Genomic DNA, 21,064 nt, shown 5'->3' with positions numbered 1-21,064 from the left:
TTCCTTCCGCAAAGCGCTCCTATCGTTGTGAAATCAGGTCAGTCAGTCGCTTCTGGCTGTTGCTTAAGGTCGCGCTGAGATCTTGTTGCCCCACCGTGACGTTATGCACCATGGAACTGATAATGCCGGACCCCGTCACATCTCCCATGCGGGTGAAGTTTTTGTCTCCCACCGCACCAAACACCTGCACATTCGGGAACTGTGCGATCAGTTCGTAAGGCAGTTGCCCAAACGCTTTAATCACATCGTTGTTTTTCCAGGTATCCGTGCCAACCACCCGCTTGTTCACTGGCAATGCCGCACCCGGCGACATCATTACCCAATCAGTGGCGTGTTGAGCCTGTTCCATCCAGGTGACAAACTTCTCTGCCGCTTTCGTTTCATCTTCGGTTTGGCCGGTGGTGATCGTCAGAGAGGTGACCATGCCGTAGACCGCAGACGTTTTTTCAGTGGGGACGACAAAGCCCAGATTGGACGGATTTCCGTCTTTAAAGACCGCCGGCAGGATGTAGGTGGAGTAAACGGCCATTGGCGCAGAACCGTTCATAAAGGCGTCTTTGATCTCCATGACATCATTTGATCCGGGCATGGTGGTTGCGGCCAGGGCTTTGTAGAATGCCAGGGCTTTCGCCATTTCGGGGGTATCGACGTCGATGTCCCCTTTAGCATCAAAAACGTTCGCACCTCCTGACAGGGCAAACTGGGAGAAGGCCTGTTCGGTCATCACGCTTTCTGCGGTTGGCAGCGCAATGCCGTAATGTTTTTTAGCCGGGTCGTTAAGACTCTGGCTGGCCTTCAACAGCTGTTCCCAGTTACGCGGCTCTTCAATACCCGCCGCGGCAAGCACATCCTTGTGATACCAGACGCCGGACAGCCAGGCACTGACGGGTACGCCTGTCCATGCAGAGCCATCTTCCGTACGCACGACGCGCAGGATACCGTCATAGAAGGTGTCTTCTCCTACCGCCTTAATGGCTTCGCCTATGGCCTTGCGATCCAGCAACTGCTCCTTGTCCATGACTTTTGCGTAGTCATGGCTGACTTCGATCACTTCGGGCAACGCCCCCGTTCTGGCCAGCGTAATCACCTTGGTGTTGTAGGCATCTTCTTCCACCGGCACCTGTTTTACGGTAATACCAGGATTCTCTTTCTCGAATTTTTCGATCAGTTTCGTAATTACCGCCTGACGCTCCTGCTCTACTGATGAGTGCATAAACTCAATCGTGACAGCAGACGGTTTGTCATCCTTGCAGCCTGATAACAAGGCGCACGAAACCAGTGCTGATATCAGCACAATTCTGGGCATTCTCATTTTTAAGGTCCTTTTTTAGTTTTCTTTAATCCACAACACCTGCCATGGAGTAAGGGTCAGAGCCGTATCTGTAATATCCTCTCCGGCGATCAAATCCCTTCCGGATTGAATATCGGATTCAACCGTTTGAGAGCGATCGCTGAAATTAAACAATGCTATTATCTTCTCGTCAGATTTCGCAACACGAATAATTTTTAAAACATGCTCCCCCGCCGCGTTAAAGTAAGCCTCACCGTCAGGATGGAATGCTTTTTCTTTCTGGCGCAGCGCAATTAAATGACTTAACCTGGAATAGACCTGATAACGCAGGCTGGTTTTATCCTCAAGCACGCTATCAATTTGTCCTGCGATGTATTTCTCACGGTTTATCGCGCGGTTGTATCCCAGACGTTCAACGCCTGCATAATCATTACGGGAACCAAGAATACTTTGGATATAGACAGCAGGTACACCCGGGAAGCTTAACAGCACGGCGTGAGCCAGAATAAACCGTGCGATACGATGATTATCATCGCTGTCACCTGGGCTTAATGCATCCAGATAGGTCACATTAATTTCATACGGGCTACGTGTCCCATCCGGGTTATTTTTCCAGTTAACCAGCGCCCCTTCGGCCTGCAGTTTTTCCACAAGTGAAATAATCTCTGACTCAGGTAAAATTCCACGTAACGGATTAAGGCCAATGCCGTCATGCGAGGCCAGGAAGTTGAACCAGGTGGTTTTCGTTGAGGGCAGCTTTAGCGACGCTGCCCACTGATTGAGAGCACGCACATCCTGACAACGTACCGCATGCAAAACAAGCGGGGGCAAAGAGAACTGATAAACCATCTGCGCCTCATTTTCACCGTCACCGAAGTAAGCAACGTTATCTTTATGCGGAACGTTCGTCTCAGTGATAATCACCGTCCCAGGTGCCACAGCCTCGGTAATGGCGCGGAAGAGTTGGATGAGCTTGTGGGTTTCCTCAAGATGGATGCAGCATGTTCCGGGTATTTTCCACATAAACCCAACGGCATCCAGACGAATGTATCGTGCCCCTTCCATCAGGTAATGCAGCAGGACGTCAACCATCGCAATCAGCACCTGCGGAGAGGCGAAGTTGAGATCGACCTGGTCCTCGCTGAAGGTGGTCCACAGGTGTCGCACGCTGCCATCATGAAGCGTGAAAGGCGTAAGAAGAGGTAATGCGCGCGGGCGTGTCACCGCGGATAAGTCTGTTTTGGGATCGACGGAAATGAAGAAATCTTCGTACCCGGGTATTTGCTTAAGGTAATTCGCAAACCATTTGCTTTTGGCAGACATATGGTTGCAGACGAAATCAAACATCAAACTGGTTGACTGTTTTAATTCGGCAACGTCTCGCCACGTTCCGGTTTCAGCTGCAACCTCATGATAATCAATGACAGAAAAACCGTCGTCCGAAGACCATGGATAAAATGGTAAAAGATGGACATGAGAAAAAGAGTGAGAAAGCCACTTGTTATAAAAACGCGTAAAAACCGGCAGTGCCTTCTCCCCTTTCGCCGAAAATTGATCGGCATAGGTAATCAGAACAACGTCTTTTTCATCCCACCCCGTTTTACGCTTTTCAGTAATAACAGAGGCGGCCTTTCCAATATTTTCCAGCAGCACATTACGCTGTGCTTCAGAAAACGATTCCCCATAAATAAGATTAATGAGCTCTTTAATTTTTACGTTCACTTTTATTTTCCATGGTAGCGGTCCCACGGAACGCAATCTACTCGCATGGAAAATATCTGTCAACGGACCGGGAGGCAGAAAAACGTGATTGCAAAGCAGCTCAGCGTAGTATTGTGAGCTGCCGCAAAGAAAGAAGGGGGAAAAGCGGAAATGCGGTTAATCGTCCCTGGCCCTTCTCCGGGAAAAGAAGGGGTTGGCGCCAGTGAGAAGTATCAGGATAAATAGCGGCGTGAAAGCCGTTTTGCCACTTTTTGCAACAGCGGTTCGAGCGCCACGGCCAGCACCATTCTGACCGGCTTGCGGGCAATGGATTTTATCGCCCAGCCTGCCACACCCGCCGGACCGTAGCGTAAGGCGGTCAGCAGGACCAGTTTACCTGCGATTTTCAGGCCGGGTTTTACTCTCTGACCGGCCTGTTGCCAGTGTTGTTTCATCTCATTTCTCTCTTAAAGCTGACGAAAACGACTTCTCAGCGTAAAGGTATCCGACGTGACATAGCGTTCCATTTCCCGTAGCCGCTTCTCACCGGCTGCGAGCTGCTCATCAACGGCATTGAGGAGATCGCTGCTGGTTGGAGCCCCTTCTGCAGCCAGCTCCCCTTCAGGCATAGGGTCAAGGACAAACGACAGCACGATGTACGCTACCAGGGTAATAAATGCCAGACCGAAGAAGATCGAAAGCACCGTCACCACGCGCACCAGTTTTACCGGGACATCAAGATAGTGGGCCAGCCCGGCACAGACGCCGCGCACCATGCCCTGCTGCGGAATACGCCACAACTTTTTGTTCAGATTCAGTCCAGACATTAACGGTCCCTCCAGTTTGGATGTTCAGCATCCAGAATAGACTCCAGCGCCTGAATGCGTTCGCGCATTCTGTTCGCCTCATCGGAGAGCTGTGCCAGACGCTGTTGTTCACTCTGGGACAGTTCGCCTCGTGAAGAACGGTTGCTGTAGTGCAGCCATAGCCAAATCGGCAATACGAACAGCACGAAAATAGTCAGGGGAATGGCCAGAAAAAGCGCGCTCATGTGTACTCCTTGTCTTATGATGCGGCACGCTCAGGTGCCGCAGGCATTATTATTGGTTATCTTGCTTCATTTTGGCTTTCAGTGCCGCCAGCTGCTCGCTGATTTCATCGTCGGCCTTCAGGTCGGCGAACTGCTGATCCAGCGACTTCTGCTTACCGATGCCGTGGCTTTCGGCTTCCGCTTCCATCTGGTCGATACGACGCTCGAACGATTCAAAACGCGCCATTGCTTCATCCAGCTTGCCGCTGTCCAGCTGACGACGCACGTCGCGGGAAGAGCTTGCCGCCTGGTGACGCAGGGTCAGCGCCTGCTGACGCGCGCGCGTTTCGCTCAGCTTGTTTTCAAGCTCGCCAATCTCTTTCTTCATACGGGCGAGTGTGTCATCCACCAGCGTCACTTCATGCTCAAGCGTAGCAACCATATCGGCCAGCTTCTGCTTTTCAATCAGCGCCGCACGGGCCAGATCTTCTTTATCTTTGCGCAGCGCGAGCTCCGCTTTTTCCTGCCATTCGTTCAGCTGAGCGGTAGCCTGCTCAATACGACGCGTCAGCTGTTTTTTCTCAGCCAGCGCGCGGGCGGAGGTGGAACGCACTTCAACCAGCGTGTCTTCCATCTCCTGAATCATCAGACGTACCAGCTTCTGCGGATCTTCCGCTTTCTCGAGCAGAGAGTTGATGTTGGCGTTCACGATGTCGGCAAAACGAGAAAAAATACCCATAATCTAATCCTCATAGTTTTGTTATCGGGCGATGCCCGCTATACGGATTATACAAATCCCATGCCAACTTTTTATCCTATTGATTTTACTCGTCCTGATTGATTTTCACGCAGCGCATGACTATTCTTACCTGGTGAATAACACTAAGGAGTGGTTAATTTCATCATGACCGGATACAAAGACAATTTACTCGGTGAAGCAAATAGCTTTCTGGAAGTGCTGGAACAGGTCTCGCGCCTTGCTCCGCTCAATAAACCGGTGCTCATCATCGGTGAACGCGGAACAGGTAAGGAGCTGATAGCCAACCGTCTGCACTATTTATCCGGGCGCTGGGATGGCCCCTTCATTTCCCTTAACTGTGCGGCGCTGAATGAAAACCTGCTCGACACCGAGCTTTTCGGCCATGAAGCGGGCGCCTTTACCGGCGCCCAGAAACGCCATCCCGGACGCTTTGAGCGCGCTGACGGCGGCACGCTGTTTCTTGATGAACTGGCCACCGCCCCCATGCTGGTGCAGGAAAAACTGCTTCGCGTGATTGAGTACGGCGAGCTGGAACGCGTCGGCGGTAGCCAGCCGCTGCAGGTCAATGTGCGCCTGGTCTGCGCCACTAACGCCAACCTGCCGGATATGGTGGCGGAGGAAAAATTCCGTGCCGATCTGCTTGACCGCCTGGCTTTCGACGTCGTTCAGCTTCCCCCGCTGCGCGAGCGTCAAAGCGACATCATGCTGCTGGCGGAACAGTTTGCAATTCAGATGTGCCGTGAACTCGGCCTGCCGCTGTTCCCCGGCTTCAGCGATTATGCGCAGGAGACGCTGCTGGCTTACCGCTGGCCGGGAAATATCCGCGAGCTTAAAAACGTCGTGGAGCGATCTGTGTACCGCCACGGGAGCAGCGAGACGGAGTTGGATAACATCATTATCGATCCGTTTCAGCGTAGTACGTCACCCGATGCCGCACCGGCGATCGCGGGCGATGCGCCCTCACTCCCTCTCGATCTGCGTCAGTTCCAGCACGACCAGGAGCAACGGCTGCTTGAACAAAGCCTGAAGGCAGCGAAATATAACCAGAAACGCGCGGCTGAACTGCTGGGTCTGACCTACCATCAATTAAGGGCATTGCTCAAAAAACATCAAATGCGCTGACAGCCGGAAGCGTACGACAGCGCAATGCAGTTGGAAAAGATTAGACGGAACTTATCCCCGCGGAGCATCCCGCGGGGATAAGACTCATGCTACCGCTATGTGCATTTGTGAAAGCATATCGGTATTTACACCCACTAGCGTGACGCTGCTCTCACCATAGGTCAGTAAAGCATTATCACCGTCAAACGACAGGTGGTTAAGATAACTGTCATTATCTGCAATACTCTGGTTAGCCATAAAGATCAGGCTGTCGCTTGTTGAGAGGTTATAGACAGTGTCGTGACCGAAATCACCATAAAAGAGAAGCGTGTTTTCGCTACCGTTGAGGTGAATGGCGTCGTCTGCAAACCCGGAAACAACATTATTATTGTTACCGGCTATGTTGATATCGCTGTCATTTGCCCCTGAATAGAACCAGCTGTCATTACTGGCGGTCGAGATAGTGAAACTGTTAGATGTATCAGCATAATAGCTTTTCGCATAGGCGATTGAGCCGCTATCGCCTTCTAACCCATAATCGGTTACCTGCCATGTAGCGTTCTGGTTGAAGTTAATGCCAAACAGGCTGAATAACGTGTGGTCAGCATTAACGTAGTGGATATCCTCTGCCCGGGTAACATCCCCGGTAGAATACTTAAAGTACAGCGTTCCCTCGGTGTCGTGGCTGAAGGTAAAATCGGCGATATTACATTCCGTTACGTAGGTATTGCTTCCCGCACCGCCATAAATAACGTTATAGCCGCTGTGGTCTTTGAAACTATCATCTCCCCCTCCACCGCAAAGGTAATCGTTACCCTTTCCACCCTGTAATAAATCATTCGACTCTGTACCAATAATAAACGTCGAACCAACATGCGTTACGGATTTATTAAGATCGGAAACCCAGGTTGTCGAGCGATACGCCTCAGAAAGGTTGGAAACAATAATATTGGAGTTTTGATGCGTGAAATCATAGATTTCAGAATCCATAATTCTTAACGCGCCGTCCGTATAACCCTGACCTGAATGCCCGGCCCATGACGCCATATTCGCGATCGAAAAGAACTGACAATCGCTGGTCAGGCCTGCATAGTAATCATTAAAAGAGACAAGGTTGTTGGTACAGGTCTCAAGCGGAGTGTCATGATTAAATAAACTGTCCAGAGACAGGCTATGGCCAGTTAAAACACGAAACACGGGGTCGTTTTCATAACCAATGTTAAGCACTTTGTCATCAGCAAGGTTCTGAGTCGGAGAGGCAAAAGCGACATAGCTCGCGTCCTCAAAAAAACTATCCCATTGGCCCTGCGCGGAAAGGGTCGCCATGCTGTTAACAGCCAGTCCACCGAGACTATGCCCGGTGACGATAACGTCATTGCCGGTAAGGCCGTTTGCAGTGGCAAACGCGGCCACCGAACTCATGAGGTTTTTATAAGCATTGAGAACATAGTTATCTGCATAGCCGTCGATTACCGCAGATAAAACGTCGCTGACGGTATCCATCGCTGTGTTAACGGTATGCTGAAGTGAAGGCGCGCTCGCGTAAGTGCCCGTCCCCCAGAAGCTAATTCCTATGTTCACCAGCTTACCATTAGCATCATATTTCCCCATGACGTTGCATTCGGCGCTCGCCTCCAGAAGACTTTCGCCATAAAAAGCACCATAGGGATTAGTACAACCACTATAGTTGAGCGTCGCACCGTCTAATACTTTCCAGCCATTTTCTTCCGTATAGGTATAATCAGCATAGGTCGCCGCACCAAAATTGATACTTTCAATAGTCAGCGCTTCCTTAATAAGCTGCGTGTTTTTCTCGCCCTGATAATCAAATACAGGCATAGTCTGTCCCTCTGTTTAACATTGACAATTAATGAGCGAAATAAGAATCAAGCAACATAACGTTGTCATTATTTATTTCACCCGTCTGCGCGAGCAAACTGACCCATGCTTTAATGACAGCATGTTTTTCAGCAGTAAGCTCAACTTTGGTTTTATAGAAAGATTGTTCCGCATTTAATAAATCAATATTCATACGCTGGCCAGCCTGAATACTTTTTTGGGTCGCTTCAACCTGTCGCCTGGCGGCTTCCACCGCGGAGGCATAGGCTGCAATGCGCTCTGGCGCATGAAGGCATTTATTTAATGATTTTTTGATTTCGCTATAGGTAACCAGCCGCTGCGCGTCGTGAAGATATTTTGCCTGCTCGTAACGGGCTGCCGCCTGGCGCACGGAAGCGGACACGCCTCCTCCGGAGAACAAATCCATACTGATGCGCATTCCTACGCTGTCGGTACGATATTTCTGGTTGATGGTGTTATCGTTGCTGGAGTCGTTCTCTGAATGCATTGCGTAAAGCTGTATTCGGGGAAGCGCGCCAGCGCGGCTGCGCTCAATTTCATAGCGCTTTTCTTCCACGCTGTGCCCGGCAGACAGAATATCGGGGTTATGAGAGGACGCTTTTCGTTCCCAGTAATGATAGTCTCTCGATGCCAGCGGAAGCGTAAGGGGCTTTTCACCGAGCGTCGGCAGCGTTGAAGTATCCGACAGATCCATGCCCACTATCGCCGAAAGCGCAACGTTTGCCGTATCAAGCGTATCCTGCGCTTCTACCTCGTCAGCAACAGCAAGGCTGAGCGCAGACGCGGTTTCCGTGATATCCGTTATTGACCCCTCTCCGGATTCAAACCGTCGCTGGGTCTGCTTTTTCTGCTCTTCCAGACCCTGGCGATGCAGGGCTGCGAGCTGGAGTCGCTGGTGTGCCTCAGCAACATCCAGCCATGCGGTAATGAAGCGGTTTTGCAGGTCAATCAGGCTGCTTCGGTAGCGTTCATCAGACTGCAATTTTTTGATGATGCCGATGCGATAGCCCGCATAGGCATCGTAATCAAACAGCGGCTGAACGACGGTAAGCGATCCTGAATGGCTGTCATATTGTTGATGCTGCACCACCTCAGAACGCTCGCCCAGCAAATTTGACTGCTGGTACTGTTGCCGTTGCCAGTTACGCGGTGCGCGCTGATAGCTGACGCTGACTTTTGGCAGCAACCCGGCGCGGCCAATGGGAATGTATTCTTCCCCGGCAAGCCGATCCTTAACGGCAGCACGGTAATGGGGATCGTTATCAAGCGCCATGAACCAGCCCTGTGCAAGCGTTAAGGCACCTGCTGAAAACGGCGCCATCAGTGCGAGAAAATATAAAACGCGTGTAAAGTGTGCACTCAGCATCATTATTCCTCGATGAACGACCGCGACGCTCGATCCACAATCGGTTTCAACAGATAGCTCAACAGCGAGCGCTCTCCGGCTTTAATAAAGACTTCTACCGGCATACCGGGTTTAATATCTTCACTCTCCAGCTTTTTCATACCCTCTGGCGAAACGGCGATCTGAATCTTGTAGTACGGCTGCTGGGTAGTGGGATCTGTCTGGCGATCCGCCGAAACCAGTGATACCTGGGCCGGGATCCTTGGGGTGCTTTGCTGGTTGAAGGCAGTGAACATCAGGGTGACAGGCATGCCTTTATGAACTTTATCGATCAAGGCCACATCGATATGTGAGTCGATAGTCAGGGGGGATGTCTGCGGGACAAGCTCCAAAAGCTGCTCTCCCGCACTCACTACCGCGCTATCGCTGGCAAGCGAGAGGTTCATTACCACACCGTCCTGCGGTGCCACGACTCGGGTCAACGAGAGATCGACATCGGAGAGCGTCAGCTGTTTTTTACTCTCACTTACCTGCAGGCGAAGCTGATCGATCTGCGTTTCAATATCTTTCCGGTTGTCAATCAACCGCTGTTGCATGCTGCGCTTGAGCTGCTCAATCTGATTACCTAATTCCACTATTTTGCTACGAGTTTCCCCCACCTCGCCCGCCAGTGACGCAGATTGCACCTGGATATCAAGAAAGCGGTTACGGGGAAAATAACCTTCCTCCATCAGCGGCTTCAGGTCTTTAAGTTGACGATTTACCAGCGCGAGCCCTCGCTCTTTCGTCTCGCAGGTTCTGGAAAGAGAATCACGCTGGCGCGCCAGCCCCGCGATGGCCTGAGCATCGTTTTGCTGGGCGTTTTTCAGCGCCTCCTGCCGGGCATGCATAAGCTGGCTTTGCTGTAAGACAATTGGCTTCATGGCATCCTGCAGGGCCTCTTCCTCAGCCTCAGGGGGCAACGCCAGCGTTTGCATGCCAGCCAGCTCCGATCGAAGACGGCTTTCAGCAATAAGCGAAGTCAGATAATGCTGGCGCGCAGCGGAGAACTGGGCGAGTGAGGTTTGCTGGCTGAGCATCACGAGCAGGTCGCCCTTATGTACCGTCTGACCCTCTTTGACCGCGATTTTTGTCACCACGCCGCCGATGGGAGCCTGTATGGCCTTACGGTATCCGTCGACCACCACTGTTCCGGATGACACAACCCCTTTATCCAGAGGAGCCAGGGCAGCCCAGAGCAAAAAAGAGCCCAGGCCTGCCAGCAGCACGATCCAGCCAAAGCGGACAAAGGGAATGACGTCAACAAGAGGCGTCTTCAGCGCATCGGTATCATGCATGGGCTTTTCCTTGTTCTACGGGGACGCTTTTGGTCTGATTCACCGGGCGAGTTGACTGCTGTAAGAGTTGTTCTGTCGGGCCATAAAGCTTTGATTTCCCCCCCTCCAGCACGAGCAGGTGACTGGTCAGGGGCAAAATACCCGGACGATGAGAAATGATGACGACGCTTTTCTTCTGCTGTTTAAGCTGTCGGATGACCTGCTGTAAGGCCTTTTCGCCCGATTCATCCAGGTTAGCGTTGGGCTCATCAAGGATCACCAGCGCCGGGTTGCCGTACAGCGCACGTGCTAGGCCAATGCGTTGTTTTTGTCCGCCCGAAAGGGCCGTACCCTGCTCGCCGGTCAGGGTGTTATAGCCTTCAGGCATGCGCAAAATCATTTCATGAATGCCGGCCATCTTTGCAGTGGCGATCAGTTGCGTTGAATCAATCTCACCAAAATGCGCAATATTCTCAGCGATGGTTCCCGTGAAGAGCGCAACATCCTGCGGCAGGTAACCGATTCCGGGACCTGGCTTCTGCTTCTGCCATTGATAAATATCTGCGCCATCCAGCCTGACATCCCCTTCTCCGGCGGGCCAGACACCGCATAACACCCTGGCGAGACAGGATTTTCCCGATGCACTGGCCCCCACAATCCCCAGTACCTCACCCGGTTCAACCCGCAGATTGATATTGTGCAGTATGGGCTGTCGGGAGTTTCCAGGCGGGAAGACGGTGACATTCTCCACCGTGAGCAAGCCTTGTGCCTCCGGCAGACGAATGCTCTCCAGCGCCGGTGGAAACTCGCTTGTCAAATGAACCATGCGCCCCCATGCCTGGCGAGCTGACCGGTAGCCTTTCGCCACGCTGATGAGTTGCTCAACCGGTGCCAACGCTCTTCCCAGCAAAATAGAGCCTGCGATCATCATGCCCGCCGAGATATCTCCCAGAATCGCCAGCCAGCAGCCAAGCCCCAGCATGAGCGACTGGAGTGCCATACGTACCGTTTTGGTGATGGCAGACATAAAAACAGCACGTTCACTGGCCGCACTCTGGCAGTAAAGGAACTGTCGATGTGCTCGCCACCAGCGCGCCTTGACGTTTTCAGTCATCCCCAGCGCCTGCAGCGTCTCAGCACATTGCAAGGTGCTGTTAGCTTGATGATTAGACACCAGGGCATAACCACCCGCTTCATTTAAAAGCTGACGCGTTATTTTTTCATTAATAAAAGCCAGAGCCAGCAGCACAAACGCGCCTGAAAGAGAGAACAATCCAAGCCAGGTATTAAAAAGAAAAATGACGCCTATATAGACTGGAAACCAGATCGAATCAAAAACGGCGAATAACGCCGGACCGGTAACAAACTGGCGTATGACGGCGAGGTCGCTGATAGCCTGCCCGGCATTAGGGCTACGCTTAACGAGATTGCTTTCACATGCTGCGGTATACAGTACAGGCGAAAGAGCGTTATCAAACTGATTACCTAATCTGATAATGATGATGCCACGGGCATAATCCATGAGTGCCATGATGGTGAACATAAATAACACCAACAAGGTCAACATAAAGAGAGTTGTTGTATTCCCGGATGACAGCGCGCGATCGTAGACCTGCAGCATGTAAATTGAAGGCGTAAGCATCAGTACATTTATTACTGAAGAGAAAAAAGCAATAATCACAAATAACCGCAAGCGCGCATGTGTAAAATTCTTAAATACCTGCAAGGGTTTACTCATCCATAAGCCTTTGATATCTTTGCCATCGCCACATTTTAAATGTGACGATTAGACGTCATTATTGAAACCACATCACGATGAATTTCGAAACCTCAGAAATTAACAGGCAATCGACATTCGGGTCGATAACATGAAATATGTAATTTTCCTAAACGTTGTAGAGTTTCATTTTTCTCTGACACCCCTTTCGCTCAGTCAAATTGCTGGCTCAGAGAGCCAGTATATAAACCATCATTATCATGACGGCAACAGTTACTTGGGCAAACATGCTTTTACTGAATATTTCTTATGACAATACGCATCCACTATAAAAATTCGCTTACTGGCGTGTTGCTTGCACGATATAAACACCGTGCACATTATTATGAAATTTTATGTCGAAATTAATATCAATGAGTGGATTTTAAGACAATTCGCCAATATTAATGTCAGTCGTAAGATTACAGGAAGAAATCTTGAGTTATTTTTTTCAGCTAAGCCATACGGTGACTGACTGGATGGCGTCTGCCGGGGCGAAACCTTCGTTTATAGCGAGTCAGATGGGCCGTGAAAATGCTAAGATGGTGTATGAGGTATATTCAAAGTGGATAGTTGGTATGAACGCCGATCAGGCAGGCATGCTGAATGAGTGACTGCAAACGCTCCTGCCCCAGGATGCCCTCAGGGATAAACGACACTGGATAATGTCGTTTAAAATTAGTAAGATAGCCACTTCATATAAAATACCTTAAAAATTATGCGTCTGGTTTTATCGTCCTTTTTTGCACTCGGTCTGTTCAGTAGCCTGGCCTTAGCTGCGCCCGGGCAAACGCCGCAGCCTGACATTCGTGACAGCGGCTTCGTCTATTGCGTGAGCGGCCAGGTGGATACCTTTAACCCGCAGAAAGCGGGCAGCGGCCTGATTGTGGATACCCTTGCCGCACAGCTTTACGATCGTCTGCTTGATGTCGACCCTTACACCTACCGTCTGGTACCCGAGCTTGCGGAAAGCTGGGAAGTGCTGGATGACGGCGCTACCTACCGTTTTCATCTGCGCGATGACGTCGCGTTCCAGAACACGCCGTGGTTTACCCCCACGCGCAAGCTGAATGCGGACGACGTGGTCTTTACCTTCCAGCGTATCTTTAACCGCAATCATCCGTGGCATAACGTTAACGGCGGCAACTTCCCCTATTTCGACAGCCTGCAGTTTGCCGATACGGTTAAAAGCGTGCGCAAGCTGGATAACCGGACGGTTGAATTCAGCCTGAAGCGCCCGGATGCCTCCTTCCTCTGGCACCTGGCGACCCACTATGCGTCCGTCATGTCTGCCGAATACGCGGCGAAGCTGACGAAAATAGATCGTCAGGAGCTGCTCGATCGCCAGCCGGTCGGCACCGGCCCGTTCCAGCTGGCCGAATACCGCGCGGGGCAATACATTCGTCTGCAGCGCCATGAACATTTCTGGCGCGGTACGCCACTGATGCCTCAGGTGGTGGTCGATTTGGGTTCTGGCGGGACGGGACGTCTGTCGAAACTGCTCACCGGGGAATGTGACGTGCTCGCCTGGCCCGCTGCCAGCCAGCTCACCATTTTGCGCGACGACCCGCGCCTGCGCCTGACGTTACGCCCCGGCATGAACATCGCTTATCTGGCCTTTAACACCGATAAGCCACCGTTGAATAACCCTGCCGTTCGTCATGCCCTGGCGCTGGCGATTAACAACCAGCGCCTGATGCAGTCGATCTACTACGGCACGGCGGAAACCGCCGCCTCAATTTTACCGCGCGCCTCGTGGGCCTATGACGGTGAGGCTAAAATTACGGAATACAACCCGGCAAAAGCGCGTGAACAGCTGAAGGCGCTGGGGGCGGAAAACCTTACGCTGCAGCTTTGGGTGCCGACCAGTTCCCAGGCGTGGAACCCGAGCCCGCTGAAAACCGCCGAACTGCTGCAGGCGGATATGGCGCAGGTGGGCGTAAAAGTGATCATCGTACCGGTTGAAGGCCGTTTCCAGGAGGCGCGCCTGATGGACATGAATCATGATTTAACCCTGACCGGCTGGGCAACCGACAGTAACGATCCGGACAGCTTCTTCCGGCCGCTGCTGAGCTGCGCGGCAATAAACTCACAGACTAACTACGCCCACTGGTGTAACCGGGAGTTTGACGCCGTGCTGCAAAAAGCGCTCGCTTCCCAACAGCTGGCCTCACGTATCGACGCCTATGACGAAGCGCAGAAGATCCTGGCCCAGGAACTGCCGGTGCTGCCGCTGGCCTCTTCCCTGCGTCTACAGGCCTATCGCTATGATATTAAAGGCCTGGTGCTGAGCCCGTTCGGCAACGCCTCGTTCGCCGGCGTGTCGCGTGAAAAAGAACAAGAGGTGAAAAAACCATGATTATTTTTACCTTACGTCGACTCCTGTTGCTGCTGGTGACGCTCTTTTTCCTGAACTTTGTCGGCTTCAGCCTGAGCTATTTTACGCCCCACGCCCCACTCCAGGGATCGTCGCTGTGGGATGCGTGGCTCTTCTGGTTTAACGGGCTGCTGCACTGGGATTTTGGCGTGTCCAGCATTAACGGACAGCTGATTTCCGAGCAGTTGAAAGAGGTTTTCCCGGCCACGATGGAGCTGTGCATTCTGGCCTTCGGCTTTGCCCTGATGGTCGGGATCCCCGTGGGCATGCTGGCCGGTATTTATCGCAACAAATGGCAGGATAAGTTTATCAGCGCTCTCGCCCTGCTCGGCTTCTCCATCCCGGTCTTTTGGCTGGCGCTGCTGCTGACGCTATTCTTCTCGCTGACGATGGGCTGGCTCCCGGTCTCCGGACGTTTTGATCTGCTCTACACGGTTAAAACGGTGACGGGGTTCGCCATCATTGACGCGTGGCTGTCCGACTCCGTGTGGCGCCATGAGATGATCGTCAGCGCCCTGCGCCATATGGTATTGCCGGTTCTGACGCTGGCGGTTGCCCCAACGACTGAAGTGATCCGCCTGATGCGCCTGAGCACCATCGAGGTGTTTGATCAAAACTACGTAAAAGCCGCCGCCACGCGCGGGCTATCGCGCCTGACCATACTGCGCCGCAACGTGCTGCACAACGCGCTGCCGCCGGTTATTCCGCGTCTGGGATTACAGTTTTCCACCATGCTCACGCTGGCCATGATCACCGAAATGGTCTTTAGCTGGCCAGGACTGGGGCGCTGGCTGATTAACGCCATCCGCCAGCAGGACTACGCGGCTATTTCCGCGGGTGTGATGGTAATTGGTTCGCTGGTGATTATTGTTAACGTGTTGTCCGATATTCTGGGTGCTATGGCTAACCCATTGAAGCATAAGGAATGGTATGCCTTACGATAGCGTATACAGTGAAAAGCGCACGCCCGGCGTGCTGCGTACCGTGTGGCGTAAGTTCTATGGTGACACCACGGCAATGATCGGCCTTTACGGCTGCGCCGGGCTGGTGTTGCTGTGCGTCTTTGGCTCGTGGTTTGCACCGTATGGCATTGACCAGCAGTTCCTGGGCTATCAGCTGCTGCCGCCTTCCTGGTCCCGCTATGGTGAAGTCTCTTTCTTCCTGGGGACGGACGACCTGGGACGCGACGTGCTGAGCCGCCTGCTGAGCGGTGCTGCCCCGACGGTGGGCGGCGCATTTGTGGTCACGTTCGCGGCCACTGTCTGCGGACTGGCGCTGGGTATTTTTGCGGGCTCCACGCATGGTCTGCGCTCGGCGGTGCTTAACCACATTCTGGACACGCTGCTCTCCATTCCCTCTCTGCTGCTGGCGATCATTGTCGTTGCCTTTGCCGGTCCGCATCTGTCGCATGCCATGTTCGCCGTCTGGCTCGCTATTCTACCCCGCATCGTGCGATCGGTTTACAGCATGGTGCATGACGAGCTGGAGAAAGAGTATGTCGTCGCGGCCCGTCTGGACGGTGCGACAACCTTCAATATTCTGTGGTTTGCCGTTTTGCCAAACATCGCCGCCGGGCTGGTCACCGAAATCACCCGCGCCCTGTCGATGGCGATTCTGGATATCGCTGCACTCGGCTTCCTCGACCTCGGCGCACAGCTGCCGTCGCCTGAATGGGGCGCGATGCTCGGTGACGCGCTGGAATTAATCTACGTTGCGCCGTGGACTGTCATGCTGCCAGGCGCGGCGATTATGGTGAGCGTATTGCTGATCAACCTGCTGGGCGACGGTATTCGCCGTGCAATTAACGCGGGGGTGCAATAATGCCGCTTCTTGATATTCGTAACCTCACCATTGAATTCAGAACCGGTGAAGGCTGGGTTAAAGCCGTCGATCGCATCAGCATCACCCTCGCTGAGGGGGAAATTCGCGGGCTGGTGGGGGAATCCGGCTCCGGAAAAAGCCTGATTGCCAAAGCCATCTGCGGCGTGGCGAAAGACAACTGGCGCGTGACCGCCGACCGTATGCGCTTTGATGATATCGACCTGCTGCGCCTCTCCCCTCGCGAGCGGCGCAAGCTGGTCGGGCATAACGTCTCGATGATTTTCCAGGAGCCGCAGTCCTGCCTCGACCCGTCCGAACGCGTGGGCAAACAGCTGATGCAGAACATTCCCGGCTGGACCTACAAAGGCCGCTGGTGGCAGCGCGTGGGCTGGCGCAAGCGCCGCGCGATTGAGCTCCTGCACCGCGTCGGCATTAAAGATCACAAAGATGCGATGCGCAGCTTCCCGTATGAGCTGACCGACGGCGAGTGTCAGAAAGTGATGATTGCCATCGCGCTGGCCAATCAGCCGCGTTTGCTGATTGCGGATGAACCCACGAACGCGATGGAGCCCACCACGCAGGCGCAAATTTTCCGCCTGCTGTCGCGTCTCAACCAGAATAACAACACCACCATTTTGCTGATTAGCCATGACCTGCAAATGCTTAGCAAATGGGCGGACAAAATCGATGTGATGTACTGCGGGCAAACGGTCGAAACCGCGCCGAGTGAAGATCTTATCAACGCCCCGCATCATCCGTATACGCAGGCGCTTATCCGCGCCATTCCGGATTTTGGCAGCGCCATGCCGCATAAGAGCCGCCTGAATACCCTGCCGGGGGCGATCCCACTGCTGGAATCCCTGCCGATAGGCTGTCGTCTGGGGCCGCGGTGCCCCTATGCTCAGCGTAAATGTATCGAGACGCCTCGCCTGGCCGGGGCCAAAAATCATCTTTACGCCTGTCATTTCCCGCTGAACATGGAGAGAGAGTGAAATGGTCGAAACCTTGCTGGAAGTCCGCAACCTGAGTAAGACCTTTCGCTACCGTACGGGGCTGTTTCACCGTCAAACCGTCGACGCGGTGAAGCCCCTGAGCTTTACCCTGCGTGAAAAACAGACCCTGGCGATCATCGGCGAGAACGGTTCCGGGAAATCTACCCTGGCAAAAATGCTCGCTGGCATGGTTGAACCCACCGCAGGCGAGGTATTGATTGACGATCATCCTCTGGCGTTCGGGGATTATTCTTTCCGCAGCCAGCGCATCCGCATGATCTTCCAGGATCCGTCTACCTCGCTTAATCCACGCCAGCGTATTTCGCAGATCCTCGATTTTCCGCTGCGCCTGAACACCGACCTGGAGCCGGAGGCGCGCCGTAAGCGCGTCTTTGAAACCCTGCGCATGGTTGGGCTGTTACCGGATCACGAAAGCTACTACCCGCATATGCTGGCCCCTGGTCAGAAACAGCGTCTGGGTCTGGCGCGCGCGCTAATTTTGCGCCCGAAAGTAATCATCGCTGACGAAGCGCTTGCCTCGCTGGATATGTCGATGCGTTCGCAGCTGATTAACCTGATGCTGGAGCTACAGGAAAAACAGGGTATCTCTTATATTTACGTCACCCAGCATCTGGGGATGATGAAGCACATCAGCGATCAGGTGATGGTCATGCACCAGGGGGAAGTCGTCGAGCGCGGCAGCACGGCGGATGTAATGGCCTCCCCGCTTCATGAGCTGACGAAACGACTGATAGCCGGTCATTTCGGCGAAGCATTAACCGCCGATGCATGGCGCAAAGACCGTTAAACCCACGTTGCACTGTTCAATAAGGATTAAATAGCTTTTACACGTTGTTTAATCCTTTAACTTTTTCATCTCCACTCCTGCTCCATATTCTAAGCAAAATAAATCAACAGTTCTTCTCCAGAATATCCGGACATTACGGAGGAGAAGAAATGAACACCACTACTTATGTTCTAAAATACACCGAATATCTCATCAGAAAATGCCGTTCATTTTTAATGACGGACCTGCACTTTCATACTGTGAGGCTCAGGAAAACATCCGGGAAAACCCCTGACATTCAATCACCCACAACGTTGAGTGAAAAAATATGTCATCGTCTGGTTTATGACCATAATAACCTCTACACAATGCTCGCCGATAAACTCGCCGTTCGGGCATACGTTTCCTCCAGAACAACGCGTGTGAAAACAGTGCCATTAATTGGTGTTTATTCCCGGCCGTCGCAGATTGATTTTTCAGTACTCCCTGATAAATTCGTCCTTAAGTGCAACCATGACAGCGGCAGCACAATAATATGTACAAATAAAGCGCAATTTAATGTCAGGGAAGCGTGTAAAAAACTGAGCCTCGCGTTAAAGAAAAATCTTTACTACACCACGCGCGAATGGCAGTACAAAAACATTACGCCGAGTATACTTTGCGAGCCGTTCGTCGATCTCTTCGATGATGCTGACAGAAATACAACGCCCGAAATGTTGAGGATCCATTGCTTTCACGGCGTTGCCCACTATGTTGAAGCGGATTTTACGGATGATAAAGGCAACGGTTTTATCAACGTTTATGACAGGCACTGGAACTTACAACCCTTCCAGATGGAATATCCCAATACTTCAGCAGATCCAGGCGAACCGGTCTTGTTCCGACAAGCATTGCTGGCGTCCCAGGAGCTGGCGGATGGAATTGACTATTGCCGCGTTGATCTGATGCTAAAGAAAGATGAAATCTATTTCAGTGAAATAACCCTAAGCCCGAGACGCGGTAAACTGACGATTACCCCGCAGGAATGGGATGCTAAGTTAGGAAAAATATGGCATTTAGCGCCGGCAGGCGCATTTGACCTGCCGCTGAAGCTCACGAGTCGGGCCAGGTGAGCTTAAATATCGAGTGGTTTTGCGTCGATAAGGTATAGGTAACATCGCCACCATGAGCCAGCATGATGGCTTTTACCACCGACAAGCCCAGACCACAGCCTTCCGGGTTCACATGTCTGGCGCCATTATCGCGCTGAAAGGGCTGAAATAAGAAATCATGAAACTCCCTGGGGATGCCCGGTCCCCCGTCCTGAATAAGAATATAATTGCCTTTATCAGAAACGCCATTTTTCACGATGAGTTTGCGCGAGGTTGAATAGTGTAAGGCATTGTCAAAAAAAACGGTCAGACACTGATTGATGCGTAACGGATCGAATACGCATTGCTGCTCCCTCAGTTCTGTATTGACGGTAAATGCCTTACGGTTGAACTCGGGCATGAATGTATCGAGTGCATCCTGTATTGTCCTTTTTAGATCCGTTCTTGACTGGCACAGCGTGTATCCCGCCCCGCCATTCGAACTGACAACCCGGAGATCTTCAATCAGACGGGTTAACCCTTCCGTCTGTTTGAGAAGATTATTAAACAGTACCGGGTCTGGGGTAAAAACACCGTCAACCAACCCCTGAAGCCGTCCGCGTAAGATCGTGACCGGCGTTCTCAGCTCATGCGCAATAGCGGCATTCCAGGATTTTCTCTGAATATCCAGCGTCTGTAATTTTTCCGCCATTTCATTGAAATCCATCACAAGGTGATTGATCTCACCCAGCCGGGAACTGGCGCAAAATGCCCTCGCATCCAGATCGCCCTGAGAAATCCTTTTCAGGCTAGACGCTACCGCGTTTAGCGGGGTGAGTATTCGCGATGAGAGTTTGACCGTGAAAAAGAGTGCAATAATCATGCTGATCGTAGTCGCGGTCCCAATCCATGCCCAGTCCCACATCGTCATCTGCTCGTCATCGCCCGCAGCAGGGCCGCCCGGGAGGTGATCCAGAATAAAGGAGTAAAAAAACCAGGAGCCGAGTATGGCTATGGCAATTATCGTAAACGTCAGCAAGAGCATATAGGTTAAGATCTGACGACTCAGGACAGACTCTTTGTTCATTTCTTTTCCCCAAGCCGGTAGCCCATGCCTCTGATGCTCTCGGGAACACCGTAAAGGCCGGCAAGCTCCAGTTTTTTACGCAGCTTGCTCATATGGCTGTCGACCGTTCTGTCGAGCGCATCACCTTCAGGCAGACATGCGTTGAGTAACTCTTCGCGGGAACAAACCTTTCGCGGATATCGCATCAGCCAGGTAAGTAATTTAAATTCGGTCGTCGTTAATACCGGGGAGATAACCTCTTCTCCCACGGTCACTTCCACGTAGAAGTCATCTGGATAGACCGTAATAAAGGGCGTTCTGAGCGGCAGGGAACCCGCCTGCTGAAGCGCAGTTTTTGTTCTGCGCAGCACCGCCTCAACCCGTGCGACAACCTCAGAAGGGTTGAAGGGTTTGATCACGTAATCATCCGCGCCCAGCCGCAGCCCCATGAGCTTATCGACATCCTGATCGAGAGCGGAAACCATAATGACGGGGACAGAACTTTCCTGACGAAGCGTGGTAAGTACGCTCCAGCCGTCACATACGGGCAGGTGAATGTCCAGCAATATAAGATCCGGTTTATGGAGGCGATTGAGCGTTATGGCCTGCTCGCCCTGCCTGGCTCTGAGCGTTTTCATTCCCGAACGCTCTAAGTAGCTCATCAGTATATCGGCGATTTCGTCTTCATCTTCAACAATAAGGATCAGCGTATTTTTGTGCATTTTATCTCCGTGGGTGAAATCCCTTTGAGCACGCTATCAGATATCTTTAGCACAATAAGACACAGCCTC

19 protein-coding genes and 1 pseudogene are annotated in these 21,064 nt (G+C 52.3%); 8 read left to right on the top strand and 12 right to left on the bottom strand.

Annotated elements, in window-relative coordinates; genetic code table 11:
* Positions 1–19 precede the first annotated feature (19 nt).
* The 6 genes from M2433_RS01505 to pspA all read right to left on the bottom strand — a co-directional run bounded on the left by M2433_RS01505 (position 20) and on the right by pspA (position 4,761).
* Entirely contained in the window at positions 20–1,312 is a 1,293-nt protein-coding gene (locus M2433_RS01505) for an ABC transporter substrate-binding protein (protein ID WP_429052363.1), read from the bottom strand.
* A gap of 15 nt (positions 1,313–1,327) precedes the next feature.
* Entirely contained in the window at positions 1,328–3,013 is a 1,686-nt protein-coding gene (locus M2433_RS01500; RefSeq protein ID WP_429052362.1) for a sugar phosphorylase, read from the bottom strand.
* Positions 3,014–3,225: 212 nt separating this feature from the next.
* Positions 3,226–3,447: a phage shock protein PspD gene (gene pspD, locus M2433_RS01495; protein ID WP_429052361.1), complete on the bottom strand. Its 222-nt coding sequence runs from the start codon at positions 3,445–3,447 to the stop codon at positions 3,226–3,228.
* 12 nt (positions 3,448–3,459) lie between these two features.
* Positions 3,460–3,819 (bottom strand): envelope stress response membrane protein PspC, encoded by a 360-nt coding sequence (gene pspC, locus M2433_RS01490; protein WP_023617934.1) that lies wholly within the window; start codon positions 3,817–3,819, stop codon positions 3,460–3,462.
* A complete protein-coding gene (gene pspB / locus M2433_RS01485; RefSeq protein WP_047348287.1) occupies positions 3,819–4,043 on the bottom strand; it encodes an envelope stress response membrane protein PspB in 225 nt (74 codons plus the stop codon). The genes pspC and pspB overlap by 1 nt, the downstream gene beginning before the upstream one ends.
* A gap of 49 nt (positions 4,044–4,092) precedes the next feature.
* Complete coding sequence (gene pspA, locus M2433_RS01480; RefSeq protein WP_059309888.1) at positions 4,093–4,761, bottom strand: phage shock protein PspA; 669 nt, start codon at positions 4,759–4,761, stop codon at positions 4,093–4,095.
* 165 nt (positions 4,762–4,926) lie between these two features.
* On the opposite strand from pspA, the gene pspF reads away from it, so the two are divergent.
* A complete protein-coding gene (pspF, locus tag M2433_RS01475; RefSeq protein WP_429052359.1) occupies positions 4,927–5,904 on the top strand; it encodes a phage shock protein operon transcriptional activator in 978 nt (325 codons plus the stop codon).
* A gap of 84 nt (positions 5,905–5,988) precedes the next feature.
* Here pspF and M2433_RS01470 read toward each other — a convergent pair whose 3' ends face one another.
* Genes M2433_RS01470 through M2433_RS01455 form a run of 4 tightly spaced genes read right to left on the bottom strand, consistent with a single transcriptional unit; the run spans position 5,989 to position 12,142 of the window.
* The gene (locus tag M2433_RS01470; protein WP_429052357.1) at positions 5,989–7,722 is read right to left on the bottom strand and encodes a polyurethane esterase; all 1,734 of its coding nucleotides are present in this window, start codon (positions 7,720–7,722) and stop codon (positions 5,989–5,991) included.
* A 28-nt stretch (positions 7,723–7,750) separates the two neighbouring features.
* Positions 7,751–9,064 (bottom strand): TolC family outer membrane protein, encoded by a 1,314-nt coding sequence (locus M2433_RS01465; RefSeq protein ID WP_429053096.1) that lies wholly within the window; start codon positions 9,062–9,064, stop codon positions 7,751–7,753.
* A 47-nt stretch (positions 9,065–9,111) separates the two neighbouring features.
* Positions 9,112–10,425, bottom strand: coding sequence for an HlyD family type I secretion periplasmic adaptor subunit (locus tag M2433_RS01460; RefSeq protein WP_429052355.1), 1,314 nt, complete (start codon positions 10,423–10,425; stop codon positions 9,112–9,114).
* Complete coding sequence (locus M2433_RS01455) at positions 10,418–12,142, bottom strand: type I secretion system permease/ATPase (RefSeq protein ID WP_429052354.1); 1,725 nt, start codon at positions 12,140–12,142, stop codon at positions 10,418–10,420. The genes M2433_RS01460 and M2433_RS01455 overlap by 8 nt, the downstream gene beginning before the upstream one ends.
* A gap of 467 nt (positions 12,143–12,609) precedes the next feature.
* Here M2433_RS01455 and M2433_RS01450 point away from each other — a divergent pair.
* The 7 genes and pseudogenes from M2433_RS01450 to M2433_RS01420 all read left to right on the top strand — a co-directional run.
* Positions 12,610–12,774, top strand: a pseudogene (locus tag M2433_RS01450) (site-specific integrase); the annotation flags it as partial.
* A 104-nt stretch (positions 12,775–12,878) separates the two neighbouring features.
* Positions 12,879–14,519 (top strand): ABC transporter substrate-binding protein SapA, encoded by a 1,641-nt coding sequence (gene sapA, locus M2433_RS01445; protein WP_429052352.1) that lies wholly within the window; start codon positions 12,879–12,881, stop codon positions 14,517–14,519.
* Positions 14,516–15,481: a putrescine export ABC transporter permease SapB gene (gene sapB, locus M2433_RS01440; protein ID WP_023335929.1), complete on the top strand. Its 966-nt coding sequence runs from the start codon at positions 14,516–14,518 to the stop codon at positions 15,479–15,481. The genes sapA and sapB overlap by 4 nt, the downstream gene beginning before the upstream one ends.
* Positions 15,468–16,358 (top strand): putrescine export ABC transporter permease SapC, encoded by an 891-nt coding sequence (sapC, locus tag M2433_RS01435; RefSeq protein WP_126786845.1) that lies wholly within the window; start codon positions 15,468–15,470, stop codon positions 16,356–16,358. The genes sapB and sapC overlap by 14 nt, the downstream gene beginning before the upstream one ends.
* Positions 16,358–17,350: a putrescine export ABC transporter ATP-binding protein SapD gene (gene sapD / locus M2433_RS01430; RefSeq protein ID WP_047348278.1), complete on the top strand. Its 993-nt coding sequence runs from the start codon at positions 16,358–16,360 to the stop codon at positions 17,348–17,350. Before sapC ends, sapD begins: the two co-directional genes overlap by 1 nt.
* Before the next feature lies 1 nt (position 17,351).
* Positions 17,352–18,158: a putrescine export ABC transporter ATP-binding protein SapF gene (gene sapF / locus M2433_RS01425; RefSeq protein ID WP_096151370.1), complete on the top strand. Its 807-nt coding sequence runs from the start codon at positions 17,352–17,354 to the stop codon at positions 18,156–18,158.
* Between the two features lie 149 nt (positions 18,159–18,307).
* The gene (locus tag M2433_RS01420) at positions 18,308–19,249 is read left to right on the top strand and encodes an ATP-grasp fold amidoligase family protein (RefSeq protein WP_429052350.1); all 942 of its coding nucleotides are present in this window, start codon (positions 18,308–18,310) and stop codon (positions 19,247–19,249) included.
* On the opposite strand, the gene M2433_RS01415 is transcribed toward M2433_RS01420, so the two are convergent.
* Together M2433_RS01415 and M2433_RS01410 are read right to left on the bottom strand one after the other, a co-directional pair.
* Positions 19,230–20,294 carry an ATP-binding protein gene (locus M2433_RS01415; protein ID WP_429052348.1) on the bottom strand — a complete coding sequence of 355 codons (1,065 nt, stop codon included), beginning with the start codon at positions 20,292–20,294 and terminating at the stop codon, positions 19,230–19,232. The two genes, M2433_RS01420 and M2433_RS01415, sit on opposite strands and share 20 nt — an antisense overlap.
* Complete coding sequence (locus tag M2433_RS01410) at positions 20,291–20,995, bottom strand: response regulator (protein WP_121423960.1); 705 nt, start codon at positions 20,993–20,995, stop codon at positions 20,291–20,293. The genes M2433_RS01415 and M2433_RS01410 overlap by 4 nt, the downstream gene beginning before the upstream one ends.
* Between the last annotated feature and the right edge of the window lie 69 nt (positions 20,996–21,064).

The organism is Enterobacter sp. AC1, from assembly GCF_050434705.1.
GTDB classification, from domain to species: Bacteria; Pseudomonadota; Gammaproteobacteria; order Enterobacterales; family Enterobacteriaceae; genus Enterobacter; species Enterobacter cloacae_L.
The sequence above is the reverse complement of the archived record's forward strand: the minus strand, read 5'-3'. Positions and strand labels throughout refer to the sequence as shown.

What these genes read in the sequence shown, in the direction of transcription:
- M2433_RS01505 (WP_429052363.1), bottom strand. Translation starts at nt 1,312, where the DNA reads ATGAGAATGCCCAGAATTGTGCTGATATCAGCACTGGTTTCGTGCGCC.
- pspD (WP_429052361.1), bottom strand. Translation starts at nt 3,447, where the DNA reads ATGAAACAACACTGGCAACAGGCCGGTCAGAGAGTAAAACCCGGCCTG.
- pspC (WP_023617934.1), bottom strand. Translation starts at nt 3,819, where the DNA reads ATGTCTGGACTGAATCTGAACAAAAAGTTGTGGCGTATTCCGCAGCAG.
- pspB (WP_047348287.1), bottom strand. Translation starts at nt 4,043, where the DNA reads ATGAGCGCGCTTTTTCTGGCCATTCCCCTGACTATTTTCGTGCTGTTC.
- pspA (WP_059309888.1), bottom strand. Translation starts at nt 4,761, where the DNA reads ATGGGTATTTTTTCTCGTTTTGCCGACATCGTGAACGCCAACATCAAC.
- pspF (WP_429052359.1), top strand. Translation starts at nt 4,927, where the DNA reads ATGACCGGATACAAAGACAATTTACTCGGTGAAGCAAATAGCTTTCTG.
- M2433_RS01470 (WP_429052357.1), bottom strand. Translation starts at nt 7,722, where the DNA reads ATGCCTGTATTTGATTATCAGGGCGAGAAAAACACGCAGCTTATTAAG.
- M2433_RS01465 (WP_429053096.1), bottom strand. Translation starts at nt 9,064, where the DNA reads ATGGCGCCGTTTTCAGCAGGTGCCTTAACGCTTGCACAGGGCTGGTTC.
- M2433_RS01460 (WP_429052355.1), bottom strand. Translation starts at nt 10,425, where the DNA reads ATGCATGATACCGATGCGCTGAAGACGCCTCTTGTTGACGTCATTCCC.
- M2433_RS01455 (WP_429052354.1), bottom strand. Translation starts at nt 12,142, where the DNA reads ATGAGTAAACCCTTGCAGGTATTTAAGAATTTTACACATGCGCGCTTG.
- sapA (WP_429052352.1), top strand. Translation starts at nt 12,879, where the DNA reads ATGCGTCTGGTTTTATCGTCCTTTTTTGCACTCGGTCTGTTCAGTAGC.
- sapB (WP_023335929.1), top strand. Translation starts at nt 14,516, where the DNA reads ATGATTATTTTTACCTTACGTCGACTCCTGTTGCTGCTGGTGACGCTC.
- sapC (WP_126786845.1), top strand. Translation starts at nt 15,468, where the DNA reads ATGCCTTACGATAGCGTATACAGTGAAAAGCGCACGCCCGGCGTGCTG.
- sapD (WP_047348278.1), top strand. Translation starts at nt 16,358, where the DNA reads ATGCCGCTTCTTGATATTCGTAACCTCACCATTGAATTCAGAACCGGT.
- sapF (WP_096151370.1), top strand. Translation starts at nt 17,352, where the DNA reads ATGGTCGAAACCTTGCTGGAAGTCCGCAACCTGAGTAAGACCTTTCGC.
- M2433_RS01420 (WP_429052350.1), top strand. Translation starts at nt 18,308, where the DNA reads ATGAACACCACTACTTATGTTCTAAAATACACCGAATATCTCATCAGA.
- M2433_RS01415 (WP_429052348.1), bottom strand. Translation starts at nt 20,294, where the DNA reads ATGAACAAAGAGTCTGTCCTGAGTCGTCAGATCTTAACCTATATGCTC.
- M2433_RS01410 (WP_121423960.1), bottom strand. Translation starts at nt 20,995, where the DNA reads ATGCACAAAAATACGCTGATCCTTATTGTTGAAGATGAAGACGAAATC.